This window comes from Maribacter algae (assembly GCF_047345745.1).
GTDB lineage: Bacteria > Bacteroidota > Bacteroidia > Flavobacteriales > Flavobacteriaceae > Maribacter.
The window spans coordinates 618,478-641,457 of sequence record NZ_JBLFES010000003.1; the positions used below are offsets into that span (position 1 = coordinate 618,478).

The following is a 22,980-nucleotide window of genomic DNA, read 5'->3' on the forward strand; positions in this document are numbered from 1 at the left end:
CTTAATTTAAGCGACACATGTTCACGGGTATTATTGAAACATTGGGCAAGGTTACTGCCTTGGAAAAGAAAGCGGGAAATTTGGATATCGGTATTACTTCTAGCATCACTTCGGAACTTAAAATAGACCAGAGCGTAGCCCACAACGGCGTTTGTCTTACCGTAGTTAAAATTGATGGGGATACCTATACCGTTACCGCTATTGACGAAACCTTGCAAAAGACCAGTTTGGGAGACTTACAAGTGGGCGACAGCATAAATTTGGAGCGCGCCATGATTCTAGGATCTAGGCTGGACGGACATATTGTACAGGGTCATGTGGATCAAACGGGGCGTTGTACCAGTGTTACTGAAACAGATGGCAGCTGGATTTTCTCTTTTGAGTACGATGCCTCACAAGGAAATCCTACCATAGAAAAAGGCTCCATTACCATTGACGGTACAAGTTTGACCGTTGTAAATTCCGGCATCAACACCTTTAGTGTGGCCATTATTCCCTATACCTATGAGAACACGCGCTTTAACACCTATAAAACAGGAACAATAGTGAATCTAGAGTTCGATGTTATTGGAAAATATGTGGCAAAATTAATGGGAGCTTCCCCCGGCTTCTCCAAAGGAGTGGAGTAGTCTCTCCCTGTTCAAGAGCGTAATCATAATATTTACATTAGCTGGAGGTAAATGGCTACCTTCAATTGAATTTCTTAGCTAGGAAATTTTAAAAAGAAAAGGTAATATTGTTCAATCAAGCAGAAAAAATAAAGATTTCCGCTGTTAATTATACAAAATATAGAAATTGGTGCTTTTAACAAAGCATTTTGTTCGCAAAACCATTCTCAATTAAAATATTATGAAGAACATATTCCTATTTATTACAGCTATTTTTTTGATGAATTTTGGGACAGCGCAGCAATCCAGAAATCCTACCTTTGAAGACGTTATTTCCTTACGTTCCGCATCCAACGCGGTCATTTCACCAAATGGCGAGCATATTGTATTTACATCGCAGACTGCGGATTGGGAAAATAACCGCTATGATACGGAACTGTGGATTTCAAAGAACGGCCAGCCACCTTTCCAATTGACAAATAATCCAAAAAACAACAGTTCCTCTCCCAAATGGTCCCCAGATGGTAAATGGATAGCCTTTCTATCGAACAGATTAAAAAAAACGCAGTTACATGTCATCGGTTCCGAGGGTGGGGAGTCTTTTCAAATTACGGATACAGAAAATAACATCTCCAGTTTTGAGTGGTCCCATGACGGCAGTAAAATTGCGTTTCTCCAAGCTGAGGACAAATCAAAGGAAGAAAAAAAGAAAGAGGACAAGTACGGAGGTTATGCGGTAGAAGATGGGGAATATAGAATGAATCAGCTATGGGTCATAAATTTTAATCCCGGCCAATTATATAATAAATCGTTGCCCGAGCAAATCAAGGACTCGGTGACCATGCAAGAAAAAAAGGCCAAACTATTGGTCGGTAGTACCAAGTTCTCCATCAATAATTTTAAATGGTCCCCGGATGGCGGAAAAATCGCCTTCGGTCATCAACCGGACCCTTCCAGGGTAGCATTCCTAAAAGAGGACATTTCCATCTATGATGTTTCTTCCGGATCCCATAAGATCCTGATCAACAATCCCAGCACGGACAATTTGGTAGACTGGTCCCCAGATGGCAGAACAATTCTTTACCAAACGAACTTAACGGACGATACCTCCAATTTCTATCGTAACAACAAGCTCTTTAGAATAAATAGTGATGGCTCCGGCAACGTACAACTGGCAAAAGATTTTGATGAAAACCTTTCCCAGATAAAATGGAACGCCAACGGTATATTTGCAATTGCATGGCAAAAAACCAAGAGACCTTTGGTAAAGATTCACCCAAAAAACGGAAGTACTTCGTTACTAACATCCGGTCTAGAAAGGATTTTCAGCTACTCGTTCTCTAAAGATGGCAAAAAAGTAGCTTTTACCGGAGTCAATGACACAGACCTGGCAGAGGTCTATCTGGCCAATTACCCGCTGAAGGGAAACAAGTCAATAAGCAATTTCACAAAACAGATTAAAAATTGGTCGGTAGCCAAAAGTGAGGTTATTTCATGGAAAAGTGAAGATGGTGCAATTATAGAAGGTGTTTTGCACAAGCCCGAAGATTACGACCCCAATAAAAAATACCCCTTACTGGTCATCATTCACGGCGGACCGACAGGAATATCCACTCCGAGTGCAACACCTTCTTATGTATATCCCATGATACAATGGCTTAACAAGGGAGCATTGCTATTGAGGCCCAACTATAGGGGCTCTGCGGGATACGGTGAAAAATTCAGGTCCCTAAATGTTGAAAATCTTGGTGTTGGAGATGCTTGGGATGTGCTTTCCGGGGTCAAATACCTAGAGGATATGGGTATTGTAGACGGCGACAAGGTTGCATCAATGGGTTGGAGCCAAGGGGGGTACATATCTGCCTTTTTGACCACTAATTCGGATAAATTTAAGGCGATTTCCGTTGGAGCAGGAATTTCCAATTGGACAACCTACTATGTAAGCACGGATATACACCCGTTTACCAGACAATATCTTAAAGCTACCCCATGGTCCAATAAGGCCATTTATGAAAAAACCTCGCCCATGACCAATATAAACAATGCATCCACCCCTACTCTAATACAACATGGCGAGTTTGACCGCAGAGTGCCCACGGCCAATGCATATGAATTATACCAAGGCTTACAAGATGTTGGTGTGGAGACGAAACTGATCATATACAAAGGCTTTGGACACGGAATTGACAAACCAAGGGAAAGATTGGCCGCCACTTGGCACAACTGGCAATGGTTCGGTAAATATATTTGGGATGAAACCATTGAGATACCCAAAGAGTAGAGGGATTGCTTTCATGGATTTTAAATAGAACAGCTTATAATTAGATTACATCTTAAATTTTATAAGGTTGATTGCAATCCTTAGCTAGAACAACAATAAAAACCCAACACTATTTTTAGGAGTCTTCATTATGAAAAAATGTATAGTCTATTTACTCATGGTGTTCTGTTACAGCTGTGCAGAAAAAAACACTGCTAAACCAATAAATTTTAATAGTGATGGGGTTGCTCTAGATTTGGCCACCTATCGCAGTTCACAGGTGAAAAATGTTGTATACAACCTAACGTTCTCCATACCAAAAGAAAAAGAAGCTCCCATAGCTTCCCGGTTGACTTTGGAAGCGGATGTAAATGACTTGTCCCATCCTTTGTACCTGGATTTTAAAGAAGAAAAAAGTGCCTTGCAAAAGATAATGGTAAACGGCAAGAAAATCGCAATTGTCCATGAAAACGAACACCTAGTTGTACCTGTAGATGCATTGCATTTGGGCAGGAATAGCATTACCATCAAATTTACCGCAGGTGAACTGTCTTTAAATAGAAACCATGATTATTTATATACCCTGTTGGTGCCGGATCGTGCAAGAACCGTTTTTCCTTGCTTTGACCAGCCCAATATCAAAGCTGTCTATTTAGTGACTATAGATGCCCCCAAAGATTGGGAAGTGCTTTCCGGTGCTCCTTTGGCTTCAACAAAAAGTAACGAAGAATCTATCACATATAATTTTGAACCTTCCGATAAAATGAGCACCTATTTATTCTCTTTTGTCGCAGGAAAATTTAAAAAAACGGAATCCCAGGACACAGGGCGCATTATGAATATGTTGTTCCGTGAAACCAACGAAGAAAAAATAACCGCAAGTACCGGTGCTATTTTTGAGCTACATCAATCCTCATTGGATTTTTTAGAGGCCTATACGGACTATGATTTTCCCTTTAAAAAATTCGATTTTGCCACCATTCCAGGATTTCAATATGGCGGCATGGAACATACGGGAGCCATACAATATAGGGAGTCCAGTTTGTTTCTGGATAACAGTGCAACCCGTTCACAGGAGTTGGCAAGAGCCAAACTTATAGCCCATGAGACTGCGCACATGTGGTTTGGCAATTTGGTAACCATGGATTGGTTCAACGATGTATGGATGAAAGAGGTTTTTGCAAACTTTATGGCAGATAAAATTGTAAACCCGGTCTTTACAGATGTAGACCACGACCTACAATTCTTGACCTCGCATTATCCAAGAGCCTACGGAGTGGACCGTACAAGGGGTACAAACCCCATACGCCAAGATTTGGACAATCTAAAGAATGCCGGATCATTGTATGGCAGTATCATTTACAACAAAGCGCCTATTATGATGCGGCAGTTGGAACTCGCTCTAGGGAAAGAAAAATTTAAACAAGGTATCCGTGAATACATTAAAACTTATGCCAATGGCAATGCAGATTGGAACGGACTAGTAGAAATTTTAGATACGAAAACAGAACTTGACCTTAAAAAATGGAGTGCCGTTTGGGTAAATTCCTCGGGACGGCCCTTGTTTAAGGAGAACATACAATATGACGATACTAAAAAAATTGAACAGTTCACCCTTACGCAGATGGCGGAAGACGGTTCGGAAAAGTACTGGCCACAATCTTTTACCATTGATTTGGTCTACAAGGATAGTACCACAACCATTCCAGTAACGAGTAATACAAAGCACTTACAGGTCACGAAAGCCATAGGTCTCCCGCAACCATTGCACATATTATATAATTCCGATGGTTATGGTTATGGAGTGTTCCCTGTGGAAGAAGGTGCTGTAGCGCAGATAAATAATATAGAAAATAGTGCTTCTAGAGCACACGCTTATTTAAATACCTATGAAAACACTCGCAACGGCACAATAGCGAACACCGTAGCTTTTGACAATCTCCTAAATGGCATAGCAACGGAATCCAATGAATTTATTCTTCGTATGATTGCCGGACAGACTACCGATCTGTACTGGAACTCTTTTACGGAAACACAACGCAAATCCTATCAGCAAAATCTAGAAAGGACACTATATAAAAGGTTGAAGCGGCCCGAAACCAAAAACATTAAAAAAACACTTTACAATGCATACAGCTCCATAGCGCACTCAAAAACCGGAACTGAGGTCCTGTACCGTATTTGGAACAAAGAAGAACCCATAGACAACCTTGTTTTAAATAAGGACGATTACACTGATCTTGCACAATCGCTCGCATTGTTTGGACACCCAAAAGCAAAAGCTATTTTAGCCGAAGCCAAATCCAAATTGACCAATCCCGATAAAATACAGCGTTTTGATTTTATAATGCCTGCCCTGAACGCCGACCCTGCAGTTAGGGCAGCTTATTTTGAGTCCTTTAAAAATCCCGAGAACAGAGAAAAAGAAAGTTGGGTGCAGACGGCCTGTTCCTACATCCACCACCCATTACGGCAAAAAGAAAGCATTGAAAATGTGGAGCTGAGTTTGGAACTATTGGAAGAAATCCAGGAAACCGGGGATATCTTTTTCCCATTGGGATGGTTGAACAGTACCATTGGCAGATATACTTCCAAAGAAGCATATGATATGGTCAAAAACTATATTGCCTCGCGCCCAGAGCTTGATAAGAATCTAAAGCAAAAGCTGTTACAGGCAACAGATAACCTGTATAGAAGGCAGAAAATTCTATAATCGGTCAACCACCATATACTTGCTCAAAAATTTACCCCCTTATAGGAACTTCCTGAAATTTCTTTTGGTTTATTTCTGATTTTAGACCTTGATGAATATCTTCTTACGGTACAAGAAATAGGCCAGTCCACAATAAAAAGCAACAACGCTCAATCCATAGAGCAACGAGGATATTTCCATGGATATAAAATCATGCACATAAATCTTTTGGAACAACCATCCGTGCAAGGAAGTATCCCCAACCGGAATCTGCCCCATAACCTTACTGATAAAGCTCGATAAAAAGTAAATGATGATGGCGTTAGACCCTACATACCTGAACAAACTGCCAAATTGAATTTTCCTGACATCCGTGAGATAATAGATCAAGGCCAAGATCAAATTGGCCCATCCAGCGGTAACCAATACAAAACTGCTTGTCCATAAGGCTTTGTTTATCGGAAAAATGATATCCCACAAATGACCGATGATTAAAAAACTTCCTCCAATACCCATTAGAAGCGTTGCTTTCTTTTCCTGTTTGGACGTTAGAATGAGTCCGGTGAAAATACCCAACAAAGAACTGGCTATGGACGGGATGGTACTCAAAAACCCTTCCGGATCATAATCCGCCTTGTAGTTGTGTGTTCCAAAAATCTTTACATCCAACCAATTGGCCAAATTGTTGGGTGCGCGGTCCAAAGTAGATTCAATTCCGTTTATGGGAACCAAAGTCATTAACAACCAGTATCCGACCAAAAGGGATAGGGCGACCCAAATTAAAGTTTTCCATTTCAGATTGATGAATAAAATAGAGGCAAAGAAGAATACGACCCCAATACGCTGCAATACTCCCGGAAATCGGATATCAGTCCAGTTTTTCAAAAAGGGAAACGTAACCGTAAAAGCCCCTAGGAAAAGTCCCAATCCAATTAATTTTAAGGTCCTGACGCTTATTTTCTTATAAGTATCATTATTGACCATTTTATTTTGATAGGAAAACACGATAGATGTACCCACAATGAAGAGAAAAAAGGGAAATACCAAATCCGTGGGGGTGTAGCCATGCCATTTTGCATGAAGTAACGGAGCATACACATTGCTCCAAGTTCCGGGCGTATTGACCAATACCATTAAAATAATGGTAGCGCCCCTAAAAATATCAACGGAAAGTATTCTGTTTTTCATCTCAAATAATTATTTAAAACTATTCCCCCTTGACAATGCCGTAAATAGCTCTTTACAAAAGATTGCCCTTTAACCTGTTCCAAGCCTTGACCAACAGAAATCCCGAGATGGCGGCCATTCCACTTAAAGCAAGTGCGGAAGTAGTTTTTCCATAAATCCAATAGCCCGTAGCGAACATAATGGAGTATATTAATATAACACCCAATAGCATAGCGGTAATCCCAGAAGGTACGCTCCATTTTTCAGAGGTAGTTACAATTTCTTCATTATCCCCATTGGCCTTAGAGACCACTTTTGACCAACCCGGTCCTCCCGGTTGTATTTTTCTGTAAAAAGAACGCAACGTGGCATCGGATTCCGGTTTTGTCATAAAGGTCACGGCCACCCAAATTGCGGTCGTCACAACTACGACAAAAGGATAGTTGGCCCACTCGGGGAGCAATCCTGAAACAGGGTCGAACAGTGTGTCTCCTAGACTCGTTTTAACCAATACTATAGAAATAATCCCAGAAGCGAACATCGCCGTAATTTCACTCCAAGCATTTATACGCCACCAAAACCACCTCAAAATAAAGACCAGCCCCGTTCCGGCGCCAAAGGTGACCAAAAGGTCAAATACCTCAAAGGCATTCTGTAGCGTAAGTGCCAATAATGCACTTAATACCATCAATACCACGGTAGACAGACGGCCAACGGCTACCATTTGTTTTTCGGTCGCATTTGGATTGATCTGCTGTTTGTAGAAATCAAAAACAATATAGGAAGAACCCCAGTTTAACTGGGTAGAAATAGTACTCATATATGCGGCGACCAAAGAGGCCAATACCACCCCCAAAAGTCCACTGGGCAGTTTTGTAAGCATAGCCGAGTACGCCAGATCATGTCCCAATTTATTTTCGGCAACATCGGGAAAGGCCTGAGCTATACTGGCAATATCGGGATATACGACCAAAGAGGCCAAAGCGACCAATATCCATGGCCAAGGACGTAAGGCATAGTGCATGATATTAAAGAAAAAAGTGGCTCCGATCGCATGGTTCTCGTCTTTTGCCGCCAACATCCTTTGGGCAATATAACCGCCACCGCCAGGTTCCGCCCCGGGATACCATGAGCTCCACCATTGTACGGCAATAGGGATTATAAATAAGGTGATCAACACGTTGGTGTTATCAAAATCAGGTAGGATATTCAGTTTGTCTACTACATTTTCATTTGTCATTAAGGCTTCCAATCCGCCCACTTCAGGAATATTCACCAAATAAAATGCCGCACCAATAGCACCTGCCATGGCCACAAAAAATAAAAGAAAATCGGTATATACCACCCCTTTGAATCCTCCGAGTGCACTAAAGACCACGGTAATCAATCCAGCACCGACCACAGTTTCCCACGGTTCCAGGCCCAACATAATCCCCCCTATTTTAATGGCAGCCAACGTAACCGAAGCCATGGTGATAATATTAAAAAGAGCTCCAAGATAAATAGACCTGAATTTTCTTAAAAAGCTTGCAGGCTTTCCACCGTAACGCATTTCATAAAATTCCAAATCTGTATTTACGTTGGATTTTCGCCATAGTTTGGCATAGACAAAAACGGTCAGCATGCCCGTCAATAAAAAACACCACCAAACCCAGTTACCGGAAACTCCTGTGGTCCGTACAATATCCGTTACAAGGTTAGGAGTGTCCGTAGAAAAAGTGGTAGCTACCATAGAAAGCCCCAAAAGCCACCAAGGCATGGTCCTTCCCGATAGAAAAAATTCCGAAGAGTTCTTCCCCGATTTTTTGGAAACATAAATTCCTATTCCTAAGACAAGGGAGAAGAAAACGACAATAAAACTATAGTCCAGCGTACTGAGTTCCATAAAATGGTTTTTGGTTGTTTACTAAAGGTATGTTTTTTTAGAATATTTTTACCTTTCAATCGCTCAACGTTAGCCATGCTCCCACTAATAACATTAGAACTTACAACTACAGCATGGATATTGAGTTTTTTGGCGGCATTTGTCATAGGGCTCTCCAAAGCGGGCATAAAAGGTATAGCTGTCATTAACGTAACTTTTATGGCCTTGGCTTTCGGAGCCAAGGAATCTACAGGATTGGTGGTGCCCTTGCTCGTTATTGCCGATATTTTTGCCGTTATCTATTACAATAGGCATACACAGTGGAAATATGTTTTTAAAGTACTTCCTTGGATGATTATTGGGATTATTATAGGGGTTTTCATTGGAAAGGATTTGCCGGAAAAAATCTTTAAAATAGGAATGGCCATCATTATCATGGGCACGGTTTTTATGATGTTCTGGTGGGACCGGAAAAAAAGTAAAAATGTGCCTACACATTGGTTATTTGCAAGTTCTGTTGGAACTTTGGCAGGGATTACCACAATGGTGGGTAATCTGGCCGGTGCCTTTGCCAATATTTATTTTTTGGCGATGCGTTTGCCCAAAAATCAATTTATTGGTACGGCGGCCTGGCTTTTTCTAATTGTCAATATCATTAAGCTTCCTTTTCATATTTTTTCTTGGAATACGATTTCTGCCGATACCTTGCTATTCAATCTTAAACTGATTCCTGGAATATTCCTTGGCTTTTTTGTCGGAATACGACTTATAAAACTGATCAAGGAAGATTTCTTTAGAAAAATGATTCTTGTTCTTACTGCAGTAGGTGCTATAATCATCATGTTCAAATAAGTCTCGCAGCTCACGGGGCCGTCATAAACTGTTTGCGATATTTATAGGGCGATGTTTTATGTATCTGATTGAATTTTTTGAAGAAAAAAGGAAGCGAATCATATCCACAGGCAAAACCGATCTGCGATACCGTGTCATCTGTATGTACCAACATTCGCGCTGCCATATTGATGCGATATTCGTTAAGGAAAACAAAAAAAGGACGGCCCATCATTTTACTGAAAAATCGGGAAAATGACTGCTCGGACATGCTCACTAATTGAGCCAATTCCTTTAAAAAAACCTTTCTCCTAAAATTGACCGCTATAAACTCATGGATTTTGGCCATCCGCTTCTCATGCTCGGAAGGGATGTCATCTATGAAACTTGTTTCGGATAACGTTTTTTGCTCACACCCTGCCAATTTTCCCAAAAGTGATAACAATGAAATGTAACATTCCTGACCGGAACATTCTGGAATTTCCCGTAACGCAGGAATCAAGGGTTTTACCTCCTCTTTATTAAAAAGAATTCCTTTGGATGCATTTCTCAACAGACCAAAAATAGTTTGTAACTCCGGCACTTTTGGAAAAACGCCCTTGTTCCATTGAATTATGATTGATTTTGAAGCCCCGCCGGACTGCGGACTGTTCTTCCAACAATGCGGAAGATTGGAGCGCAACAATACCAATTCCCCAGGTTCATAAGGCCCCACGTAATCCCCTACAAACTTGGTGCCAACGCTTTCCTCTATATAGGTGAGCTCATGTTGTGGGTGCAAATGCCAAGGTGTCTCAAAATTTTCGGCCTCATAGGCAAAGCCTAAAATAGTTTTTTCTTGACCTAACGGAATCGATTCTAAAATCGCTTTCATGTCAATAAAATTATTTATTCTGTCTTTTTATACTTAAAAAAATGAATTTAATGATTAAATAGTTTATAAATAGGTCATAAACGATGATTTTTTCAATCTGGGATATTCCCATTTTTGTAAAAGGCTTTCCATAATCAAACTAGAACTATGAAAAAAAGTGAAATGCCAGATGCTTTTGAAAACGCTCGGACAGCAAAAGGCTATGCAAAAATTGATGATCAGGATGACCCCGTGGTAATATTGTTGCGTCATAAAGATGTGCGCAAAACGGCCCACAATTACAAAACCTTTTCCTCCGCGGCAAAACCCGGCCGTATCGTAGTTCCTTCAGAAGTTCATATTAGGGAAACACGGCAACTTCCTTTTGAAGTAGATCCACCACTTCACGGAGAATATCGTACCATCATAGAACCTTGGTTCAAGAGGCCATTACAACCGGAATATCAAGCACAATTAACAATGCAGATCGATGCGCTTCTAGAAAAAATACTTTCCGAAAACAGTGTCGAGGTCATCCGCGATTTTGCTCTTCCATTACAATCCAGAGCGCTCACTTTACTCTTGAATATTCCATACGAGGAAGCAGAAACTTGGATTTCTTGGGGTACCCATGTATTCAGGAGCGAGGACACAGCATTGGATGGCGATAAGGCCAATATCTTATACGATTATATTGACGAACAGATTGAAAAGGCAATCGCCAAGCCCGGGGAGGATGTTTATTCCGTGCTGTTGGCGTCTGATTTTCAAGGAAGAAAACTGACCAAAGAAGAAGTTAAGGGCGTTATGGTATTGACTTTTGCGGGTGGCCGTGATACCGTAATCAACGCTGTAACCAATTCCATTGCCTATTTTGCGGAACATCCCCAATCTTTGGAACGTTTACGAAAAGAGCCCGATATCATTGGAAATACCGTGGAAGAATTAATGCGTTATTTTTCTCCCTTGACACATATGGGCAGGGTAGTACAAGAAGACACATATGTATGTGAACATGCCATAAAAGCGAATACACGGGTTTCCCTATGCTGGGCATCTGCCAATAGGGATGCCAATGTATTTGAAAAACCGAACGAGGTGCTTTTAGATCGAAAAATGAATCCACACGTTGCTTTCGGGTTCAGTCATCATAATTGTTTGGGGGCTACCCATGCGCGTCAAATTATGCGGATTTTGCTAAAAACAATGTCCGAAAAAATAGCTTCTATCCAGATTTTGGATGCTAAGGAAAACATAGAAGAACTGGATGGTTTCAATAGAAAAGTTGGTTACGATACACTTTCCGTCACTTTTAATCCTATAAAATTATAGATTGATATGGCAAAAATTACATTTGTTACAAATAACAACGAAACCATTACCGTTGAAGGCACTTCCGGTTCTGTTATGTCTCTGGCCGTTGAAAATAACATTGCAGGAATCGATGGCGATTGTGGCGGTGTTTGTTCCTGTGCCACATGTCACGTTCATGTAGCTCCCGAAGATTTGGAAAAAACAGGAAAGGCCAGTGAAATAGAAACCGATATGCTAGAATTGGACGATAATGCCAACGAGTTCAGCCGTTTGTCCTGTCAGTTAGAAATTACGGAAGCTTTGGATGGTATCATTTTAAAAGTAGCCAAATAATTTACCTTCTATTTTGAAAGAACGCTCCGTTAAAGAGAAAATATGTGCCATTGTTGGAGCAAGCCATGCAGGAGTAAATCTTGCCTTTTATTTACGACGGGAAGGTTTTGAAGGTGAAATCATCCTTTTTGACAAAGATGCCATGCTACCATACCATAGACCTCCGCTGTCAAAAACCTATTTGGCCAATGAAGAGGCTTTGGAGAAAAATTTATTAAAATCCGTAGAGAGCTATGAAAAAGAGCGGATTCAACTACGATTGGGCATAGTCGTTACCGCTATTTCTCGAAAAGACACCTATCTGGTCTTGGAAGATGACCAAAAACAACATTATGATTTTTTAGTTTTAGCTACGGGGGCAAGACCGTTGTTTCCACCTATTCCCAATATCCAAAACATAAAAAACATTTTTCCGTTACGTACGGCCCATGACATTATTAATATCCGACAAGCCTTAACACAAAACAATAGTCCAAAAGTAGTTATTATCGGTGGGGGTTACATTGGTTTGGAAACAGCTGCTTCACTGACAAAATTAGGGGCAAAAGTAACCATCCTAGAGCGGGAAAAAAGGGTTCTTGCCCGGGTCACCACTGCGGAAATGTCTTCTTTTTTCACAAAGCTTCATACAGAAAACGGAGTTGAGGTACATACGGAGAAAAATGTTATTGGCCTAAGTACTAACAACGATATGATTACGGTAGCATGTAGCGATACAACTACTTTAGAAGCCCATATCGTTATCGTAGGGATAGGCATTAAGGTCAATACGGAGTTGGCCGAGGCGGCAGGGCTAGAGACAGGAAATGGTATTCACGTAAATTCATCAACGGTTACCAAAGACCCAAAAGTCTATGCTATAGGGGATTGTACCTTCCACCACAATCCGCACTATGATAAATATGTAAGATTGGAATCGGTACAAAACGCTGTGGATCAAGCCAAAGTAGCTGCCGCAAAAATTTGTGACAAGGAAGTTATTTATGATGCCATTCCCTGGTTCTGGTCAGACCAATATGATACAAAATTACAAATAGTGGGGCTTTCCGAAGGATATGACAATTATATCCTAAGAAAAGAGCAAGAAAAAGAGAACTGTTTTTCCATTTGGTATTTCAAGGGAACGGAGTTATTGGCGGTAGATGCCATAAACAATGCCAAAGCCTATGTCATTGGAACAAAATTCATAAAAGAAAAGCGGGAAATAGACCTTAAAAAACTAAAGGACATTTCCATACCTTTAAAGCCTACTACCCTTTTAGTAGATTGAAATAAAAAGTATGTCCATAATATCAAAAAGCGCCATAGCTACAGGAGGTGGTCATTTTAACATTGAATCTGTTGTGCTTTCTGACCCACGACCCGATGAAGTAATCGTTAAAATGAAAGCGGCCGGTGTATGTCATACCGATTATGATTCTCTTTCTTGGGGAAAACCTATTGTCATGGGGCATGAAGGAGCCGGTATCGTTGAAAAAGTGGGGTACCAAGTAGCGCATTTTACAAAAGGTGATCAGGTTATCCTGAACTGGGCCACGCCTTGCTTGCAGTGTTTTCAATGCCAGGAAGGTAATCAGCATATCTGTGAAAATCATTCTCCTGTTGTGGCCGGGAGCAATGGTCATACGCCCGGACATGCGCATTTGAATGGTACGCGATGGAACGGCAAACCCATAGAGCGTTCCTTTAATTTAGGTTCGTTGAGCGAGTACGTGTTGGTCAAGGAATCCGCACTTGTAAGGGTAAACGAGAAAGACCTGAATTTTTCGGCAGCCAGTATTGTCAGTTGTGGAGTTATGACGGGTTATGGCTCCGTGGTGAATGCAGCGAAGATGAAAGCAGGTTGCTCCTCAGTCGTTTTGGGATGCGGTGGTGTTGGGCTTAATGTTATCAATGCTTGTAAAATTTCTGGAGCAGCAAAGATTATCGCTGTGGACATCAATCCCAACAAATTGGAACTGGCCAAAAAGTTCGGTGCTACGGATGCGTTCTTGGCAGATAAAACGGATGCTGGACTATTAAGAATCGCAGAAGATATAAAACTCTTTTTAGGTGGTCGCGGAGCAGATTACGCCTTTGAATGTACCGCAGTTCCAGCACTAGGTGCCGCGCCACTGGCCATGATACGAAATGCAGGCACGGCGGTGCAAGTCAGTGGAATCGAAGAAGAAATCACGATTGATATGCGACTCTTTGAGTGGGATAAGATATACATGAATCCCCTATATGGAAAATGTAGACCGCAAATAGACTTTCCAAAATTGATGCAGCTTTATAAAAAAGGTGATTTGAAACTTGACGAAATGATTACTCAAGAATATTCATTGGATAAGTTACAACAAGCTTTTGATGATATGTTGGAAGGTAAAAATGCCAAAGGTGTCATTGTTTTTGATTGATGGTTAATATACTAGTCCCATGAGCAGTTTTAGAACCGTAGAATTATCCGACCCGGCCTATGAAAAAGACGGGTTGCGCTTTATGACCCTTAAAACGCCACATTTAAAAGGACGAGGGGATATTTGCCTCTTTGTTCCTAAGCTTGGCAAATCACTTCAAAATTTACCCATTTACATACTTTTACATGGCGTTTATGGCAGTGCATGGGCATGGGCCTTAAAAGGAGGTGCCCATCATATGGCACAGAAGTTAATGCAAGATGGCACGATTTCCCCGGCCATTATTGCGATGCCTTCGGATGGACTTTGGGGAGATGGCTCCGGCTATATTTCCCATACCGAAAAGGACTTTGAGCAATGGATTGTTTCAGATGTCCCTACCGCCATCAAAGAAAATATTCCTGAAGCCAGTGACGAATCCATTCTCTGTATTGGCGGACTCTCCATGGGCGGATATGGTGCATTACGGTTAGGGGCCAAACATCCTCATTTGTTCAAGGCAATTTCCGCGCACAGTGCCATCACCCAATTTTCGGAAATGGCTTTCTTTGTAGAAGAACCACTTGATTTATTTCCCGTTGACGACCATGAAAAAAATATTATCGATATCATCAAAAAAAACCGTGACAAACTTCCCCCGTTACGTTTTGATTGTGGCGTAGCCGATGAATTGATCAATGGAAATAAAATTTTGTACCAACAGCTAAAAGAACTTGAAGTACCACATACATATACCGAATTTGAGGGTGGTCATGAATGGTCCTATTGGCAAAAACAATTGGAACACACTTTAGTCTTTTTTAATATGCATGCCAAATAAATTTTGAAAACATGCAAATTCATGAGTTTACAATGACTACCTCTTTATCTTAAAAAATTGTTAATTAAGTGTTTTTTATTTATATTCATCTCGCCATTAACCATTTGAGATTATGAATACTTCGGAAAAAAAATTTGATTCTAAGACTATTTTAGACTTAATCCTTGTAGGGCTTTTTGTTATTGGCCTAATAGTTTACTGGCAATATTCCCATGTCATAGATAACGAAGTTGCCGAGGTTTTGTCTCAATCTGCTAGAAATATGAGTAATAGCGTCGCAGAATTGGAATCTGCCGGCAAATAGCATCTTTCTAAAAAAATAAAGGTATTTTTTTGCTAAACAAACTTAGTGCGGCAACTTATTTTTCAACAGGCCATAGAGGAAAGTTCCTAAAATAGAAGCAGCAATCACCACAAGAATAGGAACATAGCCCGCCCCCACCAACGTGAACATGGGTCCCGGACAGGCTCCTGCCAATGCCCAGCCCAATCCAAAAATAATACCCCCTATCATATAACGGGCAACGCTTTTTGCCTTAGGGGGAAACATGATTTTTTCACCGTAAAAAGAAGATACTTTCAATCTTTTGATCAGTTGGACCATTACAATGCCTATAACCAATGCGGAACCTATAATACCGTACATATGAAAGGCGTCAAATTGAAACATTTCATAAATGCGAAACCAAGAAGCGGCCTCAGATTTAAACATGGTGATTCCAAAAATGATTCCTATTAATAAATAGCCAAAAGTTCTCATATTTTAAAAAATCAAGGGGAAAATAAAGTGAATCATGGTCAAACCTCCTATGAAAAATCCAACGACCGCAATAAGAGAGGGTAGCTGCAAATTGCTGAGTCCAGAAATAGCATGTCCAGAGGTACAGCCTCCAGCGTACCGTGCACCAAAGCCCACCAACAAACCACCTATACTTAAAACAGCTAAACTTTTGATATTGGATAATGCATCAAGATTAAATAATTCCGTAGGCAAATAAGCTTCTCCTGCACTGCCAAATCCCAAACCATTCAATTCTGTAACTGTTTCCGGATTTATAGCCACCGCAGTATCAGTTGAGAGAAAAGTTGCACCAACATATCCTCCCATTATTGCACCTAAAACTACGATCAAGTTCCATCGGTGTGCTTTCCAGTCAAACTTAAAAAAATCAGAAGTGTTGCCCGCACCACAGATAGTACATAGCGTACGTAAGTTGGACGACATTCCAAAGTTCTTGCCCATCATCAGAAGCAGAAACATTACAAAAGCTATCATAGGGCCGGATACATACCAAGGCCAAGGTTCTAAAATCCAATCCATATCAAAAATTTATTTAGTGCAAAATAACATTCTTTTTTAGGATACCATGTAACTTATGTCACAACACTTTTGAATAACATAGAAATTTGTTTCCAAAATATTCTTGACATATTTTATTGAAGCTGCAAACTAAAATTGTTTTCCAAAATATGCCGATGGAAGTATACTATTAAGCTTTTGAAGGTAATACCTTATATATAGTGCAATTAAATCCATTAATACAGTGCCGCTACAATTGAAGTAGTTTCCCAAACGACAACCGAATTTACCGTACAGCGCTATAACAACGCGGTCAACGCTATTAACGGAAGTTGGTTTTTCACGGTCATAGACCTTTAGTCCGCTCTACTATACACAATAGAAATATTCCCGTTCATAAGTAGTTGAATCCTTCGGAATCTTAAATGCAGCACATTCTTAAAAAAGAAAAAGCCACTCCAATAAGAAGCGGCTTTCTGAAAAGTAGTGGTCCCACATGGGCTCGAACCATGGACCCCCTGATTATGAGTCAGGTGCTCTAACCAGCTGAGCTATAGGACCTGCAATTTGCGGATGCAATATTACCATTTATTTTTTGACGTTGCAAGCATTTACAAGCCATTAAATAGGTTGGTAGAAAACTATGAACATTACTCCCTCTCCTTAGGGGAGGGTTGGGGAGGGGCCTCTTGACATAACTCTACCAGTACCCCATTAGAAGTTTTAGGGTGTACAAAAGCGACCAATTTATTGTCCGCTCCTTTTTTTGGCTCCTCGTTCAACACAATAAACCCCTCATTTTTTAACCTCGCTATTTCGACCAAGATATCATCAACTTCAAAGGCTACATGATGTATGCCCTCGCCTTTTTTCTCTAAAAACTTGGCAATAGGTCCGTCTTCCTTAGTGGACTCCAAAAGTTCAATCTTATTGGGGCCGTTCATGAAAAAAGACGTTTTTACGCCTTCGGAAGCAACTTCCTCCTCTTTATAGGGAGCCACTCCCAAAAGTTTCTCAAATAAATCATTGGACGCATCCAGATTCTTTACGGCTATTCCCAAATGTTCTATTTTCTTCACTTCTATTCCTTTAATCGCAACATCCGAATTAGAAAGGATGCTTTCCGTTCTATTTTACTAAAATACGTACTATTCTGCGTATTTTTGTCCTATGGAAACGCAAAGACAACGAAAAATTGCAGGGGTCATTCAAAAGGATATTGTAGATATTCTACAAAAGGCGGCGATTGATGGCGGACTAAAAGGAACCTTGATTTCCGTCTCAAAAGTATCCGTAACTACGGACCTTTCCATTGCAAAAGTGTATCTGAGTATTTTTCCAACCGGTCAAGCAGCTGAATTATTGGAAGGTATAAAATCCAACCAGCCACTGATTAAGCACGAACTCTCCCAACGTACTCGAAATCAATTGAGAAGAGTGCCCGAACTACTATTTTATATAGACGATTCCTTGGATTATATCGATGGAATCGAGAAATCCTTGAAGGGAGAAGAAAACCCCATCGAAAACCGAGATTTGCTCGAAAGAAGAAAAAAGTCCTGATTTCTTGAACTTTCCCTTATATATCGCCAAACGATATCTGCGTTCCAAAAGCTCACAGAACGCGGTAAACATCATCAATTTCATCACCTTTTTAGTCATTGTAATCGGTTCTGCCGCACTGTTTATCGTGCTGTCCGGTTTTGCCGGGCTCAAGACCTTTAGTCTTTCCTTTACCAACTCTTTTGATCCAGAACTAAAAGCGCTTCCCGCTTTCGGAAAATATTTCTCTATTACACCGGAGCAAGAAGCACAATTGCAACGTTTAGATGGGCTGGCCCATTATTCCAAAGAGATTGAAGAAAAAGTTTACCTGGAACACAAAGGGAAAAACCACATCGCTTTCATTAAGGGAATCGATTCTAATTATACTAAGGTCACGGGGGTTGACAGTACTTTGTATATTGGGGATTGGACCATAAACGAGCAACAAGTAGTTTCCGGAATTGGGATTGCCAATATTCTGGGAGTGACCATCAACCAGTTTAGGAGCCCCATGCAAATCTATGCCTTTAAGCCGGGAAAAGGTTCCATTACCCAGGGTGCATTAAGTTCAAGTTCCCTTTACAATAGATTGCCCGTTGTTATTGGAGGAGTATATGCCGTAGAGGCCGACTTGGATAATAAATATGTATTTACGGATTTGGCATTGGCCCAAGCGTTACTGGAAAAAAAACCTTCTCAACTTTCAGGAATCAATTTTAAGGTCGATCAGGATGCGGACATAACAAATCTTAGGGCGAAAATAGCATCCATTTTAGGAAAAGACATTCAACTCAAAAACAGGCAGGAATTGAACAGCACGCTCTATAAAATGCTCAATACCGAAAATGTGGCCACTTATCTTATTTTTACGCTTGTACTCATCATTGCCTTATTCAATGTGGTAGGCGCCATTATCATGATGATATTGGACAAGCAGCAAAATTCTAAAACCCTTTATAGTTTTGGCACGACCATTAAAGAATTGCGACGCATCTATTTTGTTCAAGGGGTTTTGGTCACCGGATCGGGAGGATTGATCGGAGTGTTGATCGGGTCTATTTTGATTTGGTCTCAAATGGCTTTTGGATGGCTCAAAATAACGTCTTCTGTGGCCTATCCCGTGGCCTATGAATTCATCAACGTCTTTATAGTGCTGGCCACCATTTTGGTGCTAGGTATTATTGCTTCCAAAATTGCAAGCAGTAGAATCAATAAAAAATTAGTCCAAGCCTCCTAACCTCTAAAGAGGAAACTGTCACTGTTATAAAATTTAAGTTCGAGTAAGAGTTCCCCCTTCGGGGGCTAGGGGGCTGCGAATTCGTAATCCCCAAATTTTTCCAGTACCTCATCAAACGCGGCAAAAACATCGGCCGACTCATCGCTTGTCACCATTTTCATCCGGTATTCCTTAAAATTCGGAATGCCTTTAAAATAATTGGTGTAATGTCTTCGTGTTTCAAAAACACCTAATTTTTCACCTTTCCAGTCAATGGACATTTGTAAATGTCTCCTAGCGGCTTCAACACGTTCTATCATGGTTGGTGGTGCCAAATGGCTGCCTGTTTCAAAATAGTGTTTTACCTCTCTAAAAAACCAAGGATATCCTATACTTGCCCTACCGATCATGGCACCGTCCAATCCGTATTCATCACGCATTTTCATGGCTGCCTCGGGACTATCCACATCTCCGTTTCCAAAGACGGGAATATGCATTCTGGGATTGTTCTTTACTTTGGCTATAGGCTCCCATTTGGCATGGCCCTTATACATTTGCGCTCGGGTGCGCCCATGAATGGCAATGGCTCTACAACCTACATCTTGGAGTCTTTCCGCCACCTCCACGATTCTTATGGAATCATCGTCCCAACCCAATCGCGTTTTTACGGTCACAGGCAATTTGGTATGTTCCACCATGGCTTTGGTAAGGGAAACCATTAAATCAATATCTTTTAAAATACCCGCACCTGCTCCTTTTGATACTACCTTTTTTACGGGACAGCCAAAATTAATGTCGATGATATCCGGCCCGGACTTTTCAACAATTTCTACGGATTGCAGCATGGAATCCAGGTTCGCCCCAAAAATCTGTATCCCAACGGGACGCTCCTTTTCATAAATATCCAGTTTCATAACGCTTTTCGCGGCATCGCGAATCAATCCTTCGGAAGAGATAAACTCCGTGTACACCACATCCGCACCCTGCTCCTTGCACAACGCACGAAAAGGCGGATCGCTCACATCTTCCATGGGCGCAAGCAGCAACGGAAAATCGGGCAACTGAATGTCTCCTATTTTGGGCATGGTACAAATTTACAACATCTCGCTAAGCCCCTAAAACTATTCATTGACCTACCTTTGGTATCTTATACTTTTTAGTTGATGCTATTGCAACATATAGAACTTTCACTCATAGCTTTGGGAATAGTTGGGATAAGCTTGCCTTTTGAACCTATCGTATTCGGTGTAAAGTTAAACATGCATCTTATTCTGGAGTATCTGGCATTTTTCGTTGGTTTCCGGTATTATGTATTCCTTCGGAAGAAAAATAACGATACCATTTCTTCCAACAACAGACTTTCCATTATTATCGGAGCAGTTTTTGGGGCTTTGTTGCTGTCCAGAATTATTGCTTTTTTTGAAAACCCAACACTGCACTACGAACAGGGTTGGCTATCCATCTTAAATAACAAAACCATCATGGGTGGACTCTTTGGCGGGCTTTTGGGGGTGGAACTTGCCAAAAAAATGATTGGCGAAAAAGAGTCTTCCGGAGATTTGTTTACGCTCCCGATTATTTTGGGGATTATCATTGGTAGAATTGGTTGTTTTTTAGCCGGAATCAAAGAGTTTACCTACGGAAAAGAAACCGGTTTCTTTTTAGGTATGGATCTGGGCGATGGGCTACAAAGGCATCCTATTGCGCTGTATGAAGTATTCTTCCTTATGCTACTTTTTGCGTTTATCAAGCAAATTCAGAATAGAAAATCGGCTTTAAAAAACGGAACTTCGTTTAAGATATTCATGATCGCCTATTTTTCCTTTCGGTTTTTAATCGAATTTTTAAAGCCGAATGCCTTTTTCTTCCTAGGCTTGAGCAGCATCCAATATTTATGCTTAATTTGTTTGATGTACTACTCAAAAACTTTGAAAAAAGGACTTATTTATGCCGGAAAGAAGTTATACCTATTATGATTTTACGCTAAGTCTTTGTCCCGAATGCCTTCGCCGCGTAGATGCCAAGATCGTCTTTGAAAATGAAAAGGTCTACATGCTCAAAAATTGCAAGGAACATGGGAAAAGCAAGGTGCTGATCGCCGATGACATCGAGTACTACAAGAACATTCGCAACTATAACAAGGTTTCCGAATACCCAAAGACGTTCAATACAAAAACACACTACGGCTGTCCTTATGACTGCGGCCTATGTCCGGACCACGAGCAACATTCCTGTCTAACGGTCATAGAGTTAACAGATCGGTGCAACCTTACCTGCCCCACTTGCTATGCCGGCTCTTCCCCAACGTATGGGCGACATAGAACCTTGGCAGAAATCAAAAAAATGCTGGATGTCATCGTAAAGAATGAAGGTGAACCGGACGTAGTGCAATTAAGTGGCGGCGAACCCACCATACATCCGGAGTTTTTTGAAATTATGGATTATGCAAAAAGTCTGCCCATAAGGCATTTGATGCTGAATACCAATGGCATTAAAATTGCCAAGGATTTTGATTTTGCAAAACGATTGGCCACGTACGCGCCCGACTTTGAAATCTACCTTCAGTTTGATTCGTTGAACGATTCCGTTTTGCAGGCCCTTCGCGGGGCGGATCTGTCCGAAATACGATTGCAAGCTTTGGAACATCTGAACCGATTAAACCTCTCAACGACTTTGGTCGTCACCCTTCAAAAAGGATTGAACGATCATGAAATGGGAAAAACGATAGATTTCGCTTTACAACAAAAATGCGTTCGCGGGGTTACGTTCCAACCCACACAGATAGCAGGGCGATTGGAGAACTTTGAAGTTGATGAAAACCGGATTACCCTCACCGAAGTACGAAGAAAAATATTGGAGCAATCCCCTATTTTTGAGGCCGACGACCTTATTCCGGTTCCTTGCAATCCAGATGCGTTGGTCATGGCCTATGCCTTAAAATTAGGTGATGAGATTAGTCCTTTGACGCGCTATATTAATCCGGATGATTTATTGAACGAAGGAAAAAATACGATTATCTATGAACAGGACGAACAACTTCACGGTAAAATGATCGAATTGTTCAGCACCGGAAATTCGGTAGAAAAAGCATCCGAAAACCTGAAGAGTATCATGTGCTGTCTTCCCGAAATCGATGCTCCCGAATTAGGGTACGACAATCTTTTTCGTATCATTATCATGCAATTTATAGATGCCCATAATTTTGATGTCAGGGCCATTAAAAAATCTTGTGTGCACATTGTAAACAAGGATTACAAGATTATTCCCTTCGAGACGATGAATCTTTTTTACAGGGATGATAAAATAGAACGCCTAAAAGAGCTTCAAAACGAAGTGTTATGAGAAGTATCTTTCCTTTGGAAATCTATATAAGCGATGCCGTGTTCATCGGTTTCCTCTTATTGATTCCCGGAATCCTACTATTCATAATAGGTATCATTTTTTTAATTGCCAAACAGAAAAAAAGTGCTAAGGTTATTCTGATCCTATCTGGTTGCTTACTTTTAATAAGCGCCGGGTTATGTGGTCTAGGATAGCGTGCTTAAATTTAGAATAGTATGAAATACCTTTTACTTTTGGAAGGCGGGACATTGGACTTGGGCGGAATTATCATCATGATATTTTTGATTATGCTTGGTCCTCCATTATTGTTTTTGATTATAGGAATTATTTTGATCATAAAGAAGAAGAAAAAAGCCGGAAAGATTTTCTGTATTATTGCCGGTATCTATCTTTTGATTTGTCTGGGGATTTGCGGTGTCCTATGAGCGGTTACTCT

Annotated in this window: 23 protein-coding genes and 1 tRNA gene; 16 read left to right on the plus strand and 8 right to left on the minus strand. The window is 40.8% G+C overall.

The features are described 5' to 3' along the window. The first annotated feature begins 17 nt into the window (after positions 1-17). The 3 genes from ACKWBX_RS14330 (at position 18) to ACKWBX_RS14340 (ending at position 5,581) form a co-directional block, all read left to right on the plus strand. Positions 18-629, plus strand: coding sequence for a riboflavin synthase (locus ACKWBX_RS14330; protein WP_413969392.1), 612 nt, complete (start codon positions 18-20; stop codon positions 627-629). Between the two features lie 220 nt (positions 630-849). Continuing rightward, complete coding sequence (locus ACKWBX_RS14335) at positions 850-2,889, plus strand: S9 family peptidase (RefSeq protein ID WP_413969393.1); 2,040 nt, start codon at positions 850-852, stop codon at positions 2,887-2,889. A gap of 130 nt (positions 2,890-3,019) precedes the next feature. Beyond that, positions 3,020-5,581, plus strand: coding sequence for a M1 family metallopeptidase (locus ACKWBX_RS14340; RefSeq protein WP_413969394.1), 2,562 nt, complete (start codon positions 3,020-3,022; stop codon positions 5,579-5,581). Positions 5,582-5,662: 81 nt separating this feature from the next. On the opposite strand, the gene ACKWBX_RS14345 is transcribed toward ACKWBX_RS14340, so the two are convergent. Next, complete coding sequence (locus ACKWBX_RS14345) at positions 5,663-6,748, minus strand: acyltransferase family protein (protein ID WP_413969395.1); 1,086 nt, start codon at positions 6,746-6,748, stop codon at positions 5,663-5,665. A 52-nt stretch (positions 6,749-6,800) separates the two neighbouring features. Further along, positions 6,801-8,612, minus strand: a complete 1,812-nt coding sequence (locus ACKWBX_RS14350; protein ID WP_413969396.1) for a sodium:solute symporter family protein — start codon at positions 8,610-8,612, stop codon at positions 6,801-6,803. Between the two features lie 75 nt (positions 8,613-8,687). Between ACKWBX_RS14350 and ACKWBX_RS14355 the strand changes: the two genes are divergently transcribed. Beyond that, a complete protein-coding gene (locus ACKWBX_RS14355; protein WP_413969397.1) occupies positions 8,688-9,443 on the plus strand; it encodes a sulfite exporter TauE/SafE family protein in 756 nt (251 codons plus the stop codon). Between the two features lie 10 nt (positions 9,444-9,453). Here the strand turns inward: ACKWBX_RS14355 and ACKWBX_RS14360 are convergent, their stop codons facing one another. Next, the gene (locus ACKWBX_RS14360; protein ID WP_413969398.1) at positions 9,454-10,296 is read right to left on the minus strand and encodes an AraC family transcriptional regulator; all 843 of its coding nucleotides are present in this window, start codon (positions 10,294-10,296) and stop codon (positions 9,454-9,456) included. Positions 10,297-10,443: 147 nt separating this feature from the next. Here ACKWBX_RS14360 and ACKWBX_RS14365 point away from each other — a divergent pair, with 147 nt between their 5' ends. The 6 genes from ACKWBX_RS14365 to ACKWBX_RS14390 all read left to right on the plus strand — a co-directional run bounded on the left by ACKWBX_RS14365 (position 10,444) and on the right by ACKWBX_RS14390 (position 15,445). Then, on the plus strand, positions 10,444-11,607 hold the full coding sequence (locus ACKWBX_RS14365; protein ID WP_413969399.1) for a cytochrome P450: 1,164 nt from the start codon (positions 10,444-10,446) through the stop codon (positions 11,605-11,607). 6 nt (positions 11,608-11,613) lie between these two features. Further along, positions 11,614-11,922, plus strand: a complete 309-nt coding sequence (locus tag ACKWBX_RS14370) for a 2Fe-2S iron-sulfur cluster-binding protein (RefSeq protein ID WP_413969400.1) — start codon at positions 11,614-11,616, stop codon at positions 11,920-11,922. A gap of 13 nt (positions 11,923-11,935) precedes the next feature. Further along, positions 11,936-13,192 (plus strand): NAD(P)/FAD-dependent oxidoreductase, encoded by a 1,257-nt coding sequence (locus tag ACKWBX_RS14375; protein ID WP_413969401.1) that lies wholly within the window; start codon positions 11,936-11,938, stop codon positions 13,190-13,192. A gap of 10 nt (positions 13,193-13,202) precedes the next feature. After that, positions 13,203-14,321, plus strand: coding sequence for a Zn-dependent alcohol dehydrogenase (locus ACKWBX_RS14380; protein WP_413969402.1), 1,119 nt, complete (start codon positions 13,203-13,205; stop codon positions 14,319-14,321). A 19-nt stretch (positions 14,322-14,340) separates the two neighbouring features. Further along, positions 14,341-15,141, plus strand: coding sequence for an alpha/beta hydrolase (locus ACKWBX_RS14385; RefSeq protein WP_413969403.1), 801 nt, complete (start codon positions 14,341-14,343; stop codon positions 15,139-15,141). Positions 15,142-15,253: 112 nt separating this feature from the next. Then, positions 15,254-15,445 (plus strand): hypothetical protein, encoded by a 192-nt coding sequence (locus ACKWBX_RS14390; protein WP_413969404.1) that lies wholly within the window; start codon positions 15,254-15,256, stop codon positions 15,443-15,445. A gap of 42 nt (positions 15,446-15,487) precedes the next feature. On the opposite strand, the gene ACKWBX_RS14395 is transcribed toward ACKWBX_RS14390, so the two are convergent. The 4 genes from ACKWBX_RS14395 to mce all read right to left on the minus strand — a co-directional run bounded on the left by ACKWBX_RS14395 (position 15,488) and on the right by mce (position 17,520). Beyond that, positions 15,488-15,901: a DUF6691 family protein gene (locus ACKWBX_RS14395; RefSeq protein WP_413969405.1), complete on the minus strand. Its 414-nt coding sequence runs from the start codon at positions 15,899-15,901 to the stop codon at positions 15,488-15,490. Positions 15,902-15,904: 3 nt separating this feature from the next. Then, entirely contained in the window at positions 15,905-16,462 is a 558-nt protein-coding gene (locus tag ACKWBX_RS14400) for a YeeE/YedE family protein (protein ID WP_413969406.1), read from the minus strand. A 466-nt stretch (positions 16,463-16,928) separates the two neighbouring features. Continuing rightward, positions 16,929-17,002: transfer RNA gene (locus ACKWBX_RS14405), tRNA-Ile, on the minus strand. 89 nt (positions 17,003-17,091) lie between these two features. Next, complete coding sequence (mce, locus tag ACKWBX_RS14410; RefSeq protein WP_413969407.1) at positions 17,092-17,520, minus strand: methylmalonyl-CoA epimerase; 429 nt, start codon at positions 17,518-17,520, stop codon at positions 17,092-17,094. Between the two features lie 91 nt (positions 17,521-17,611). On the opposite strand from mce, the gene rbfA reads away from it, so the two are divergent. Together rbfA and ACKWBX_RS14420 are read left to right on the plus strand one after the other, a co-directional pair. Then, on the plus strand, positions 17,612-18,004 hold the full coding sequence (gene rbfA / locus ACKWBX_RS14415; RefSeq protein WP_413969408.1) for a 30S ribosome-binding factor RbfA: 393 nt from the start codon (positions 17,612-17,614) through the stop codon (positions 18,002-18,004). 4 nt (positions 18,005-18,008) lie between these two features. After that, entirely contained in the window at positions 18,009-19,223 is a 1,215-nt protein-coding gene (locus ACKWBX_RS14420) for an ABC transporter permease (protein ID WP_413969409.1), read from the plus strand. 65 nt (positions 19,224-19,288) lie between these two features. Here ACKWBX_RS14420 and dusB read toward each other — a convergent pair whose 3' ends face one another. Further along, positions 19,289-20,287 (minus strand): tRNA dihydrouridine synthase DusB, encoded by a 999-nt coding sequence (dusB, locus tag ACKWBX_RS14425; protein ID WP_413969410.1) that lies wholly within the window; start codon positions 20,285-20,287, stop codon positions 19,289-19,291. Between the two features lie 78 nt (positions 20,288-20,365). Between dusB and ACKWBX_RS14430 the strand changes: the two genes are divergently transcribed. From ACKWBX_RS14430 to ACKWBX_RS14445, 4 genes are read left to right on the plus strand one after another with little or no spacing between them, the layout of a single operon-like run. Then, a complete protein-coding gene (locus tag ACKWBX_RS14430; RefSeq protein ID WP_413969411.1) occupies positions 20,366-21,178 on the plus strand; it encodes a prolipoprotein diacylglyceryl transferase family protein in 813 nt (270 codons plus the stop codon). Next, positions 21,150-22,544, plus strand: coding sequence for a radical SAM protein (locus ACKWBX_RS14435; RefSeq protein ID WP_413969412.1), 1,395 nt, complete (start codon positions 21,150-21,152; stop codon positions 22,542-22,544). The genes ACKWBX_RS14430 and ACKWBX_RS14435 overlap by 29 nt, the downstream gene beginning before the upstream one ends. After that, on the plus strand, positions 22,541-22,738 hold the full coding sequence (locus ACKWBX_RS14440; protein ID WP_413969413.1) for a hypothetical protein: 198 nt from the start codon (positions 22,541-22,543) through the stop codon (positions 22,736-22,738). The genes ACKWBX_RS14435 and ACKWBX_RS14440 overlap by 4 nt, the downstream gene beginning before the upstream one ends. A 21-nt stretch (positions 22,739-22,759) precedes the next feature. Continuing rightward, a complete protein-coding gene (locus ACKWBX_RS14445; protein WP_413969414.1) occupies positions 22,760-22,969 on the plus strand; it encodes a hypothetical protein in 210 nt (69 codons plus the stop codon). Positions 22,970-22,980: the final 11 nt, after the last annotated feature.

Coding starts and splice junctions, on each gene's coding strand:
- ACKWBX_RS14390 (WP_413969404.1), top strand. CDS start 15,254: ATGAATACTTCGGAAAAAAAATTTGATTCTAAGACTATTTTAGACTTA.
- ACKWBX_RS14345 (WP_413969395.1), bottom strand. CDS start 6,748: ATGAAAAACAGAATACTTTCCGTTGATATTTTTAGGGGCGCTACCATT.
- ACKWBX_RS14395 (WP_413969405.1), bottom strand. CDS start 15,901: ATGAGAACTTTTGGCTATTTATTAATAGGAATCATTTTTGGAATCACC.
- rbfA (WP_413969408.1), top strand. CDS start 17,612: ATGGAAACGCAAAGACAACGAAAAATTGCAGGGGTCATTCAAAAGGAT.
- ACKWBX_RS14335 (WP_413969393.1), top strand. CDS start 850: ATGAAGAACATATTCCTATTTATTACAGCTATTTTTTTGATGAATTTT.
- ACKWBX_RS14380 (WP_413969402.1), top strand. CDS start 13,203: ATGTCCATAATATCAAAAAGCGCCATAGCTACAGGAGGTGGTCATTTT.
- ACKWBX_RS14360 (WP_413969398.1), bottom strand. CDS start 10,296: ATGAAAGCGATTTTAGAATCGATTCCGTTAGGTCAAGAAAAAACTATT.
- dusB (WP_413969410.1), bottom strand. CDS start 20,287: ATGCCCAAAATAGGAGACATTCAGTTGCCCGATTTTCCGTTGCTGCTT.
- ACKWBX_RS14330 (WP_413969392.1), top strand. CDS start 18: ATGTTCACGGGTATTATTGAAACATTGGGCAAGGTTACTGCCTTGGAA.
- ACKWBX_RS14365 (WP_413969399.1), top strand. CDS start 10,444: ATGAAAAAAAGTGAAATGCCAGATGCTTTTGAAAACGCTCGGACAGCA.
- ACKWBX_RS14440 (WP_413969413.1), top strand. CDS start 22,541: ATGAGAAGTATCTTTCCTTTGGAAATCTATATAAGCGATGCCGTGTTC.
- ACKWBX_RS14435 (WP_413969412.1), top strand. CDS start 21,150: ATGCCGGAAAGAAGTTATACCTATTATGATTTTACGCTAAGTCTTTGT.
- ACKWBX_RS14445 (WP_413969414.1), top strand. CDS start 22,760: ATGAAATACCTTTTACTTTTGGAAGGCGGGACATTGGACTTGGGCGGA.
- ACKWBX_RS14340 (WP_413969394.1), top strand. CDS start 3,020: ATGAAAAAATGTATAGTCTATTTACTCATGGTGTTCTGTTACAGCTGT.
- ACKWBX_RS14350 (WP_413969396.1), bottom strand. CDS start 8,612: ATGGAACTCAGTACGCTGGACTATAGTTTTATTGTCGTTTTCTTCTCC.
- ACKWBX_RS14430 (WP_413969411.1), top strand. CDS start 20,366: ATGCTATTGCAACATATAGAACTTTCACTCATAGCTTTGGGAATAGTT.
- ACKWBX_RS14370 (WP_413969400.1), top strand. CDS start 11,614: ATGGCAAAAATTACATTTGTTACAAATAACAACGAAACCATTACCGTT.
- ACKWBX_RS14355 (WP_413969397.1), top strand. CDS start 8,688: ATGCTCCCACTAATAACATTAGAACTTACAACTACAGCATGGATATTG.
- ACKWBX_RS14385 (WP_413969403.1), top strand. CDS start 14,341: ATGAGCAGTTTTAGAACCGTAGAATTATCCGACCCGGCCTATGAAAAA.
- ACKWBX_RS14400 (WP_413969406.1), bottom strand. CDS start 16,462: ATGGATTGGATTTTAGAACCTTGGCCTTGGTATGTATCCGGCCCTATG.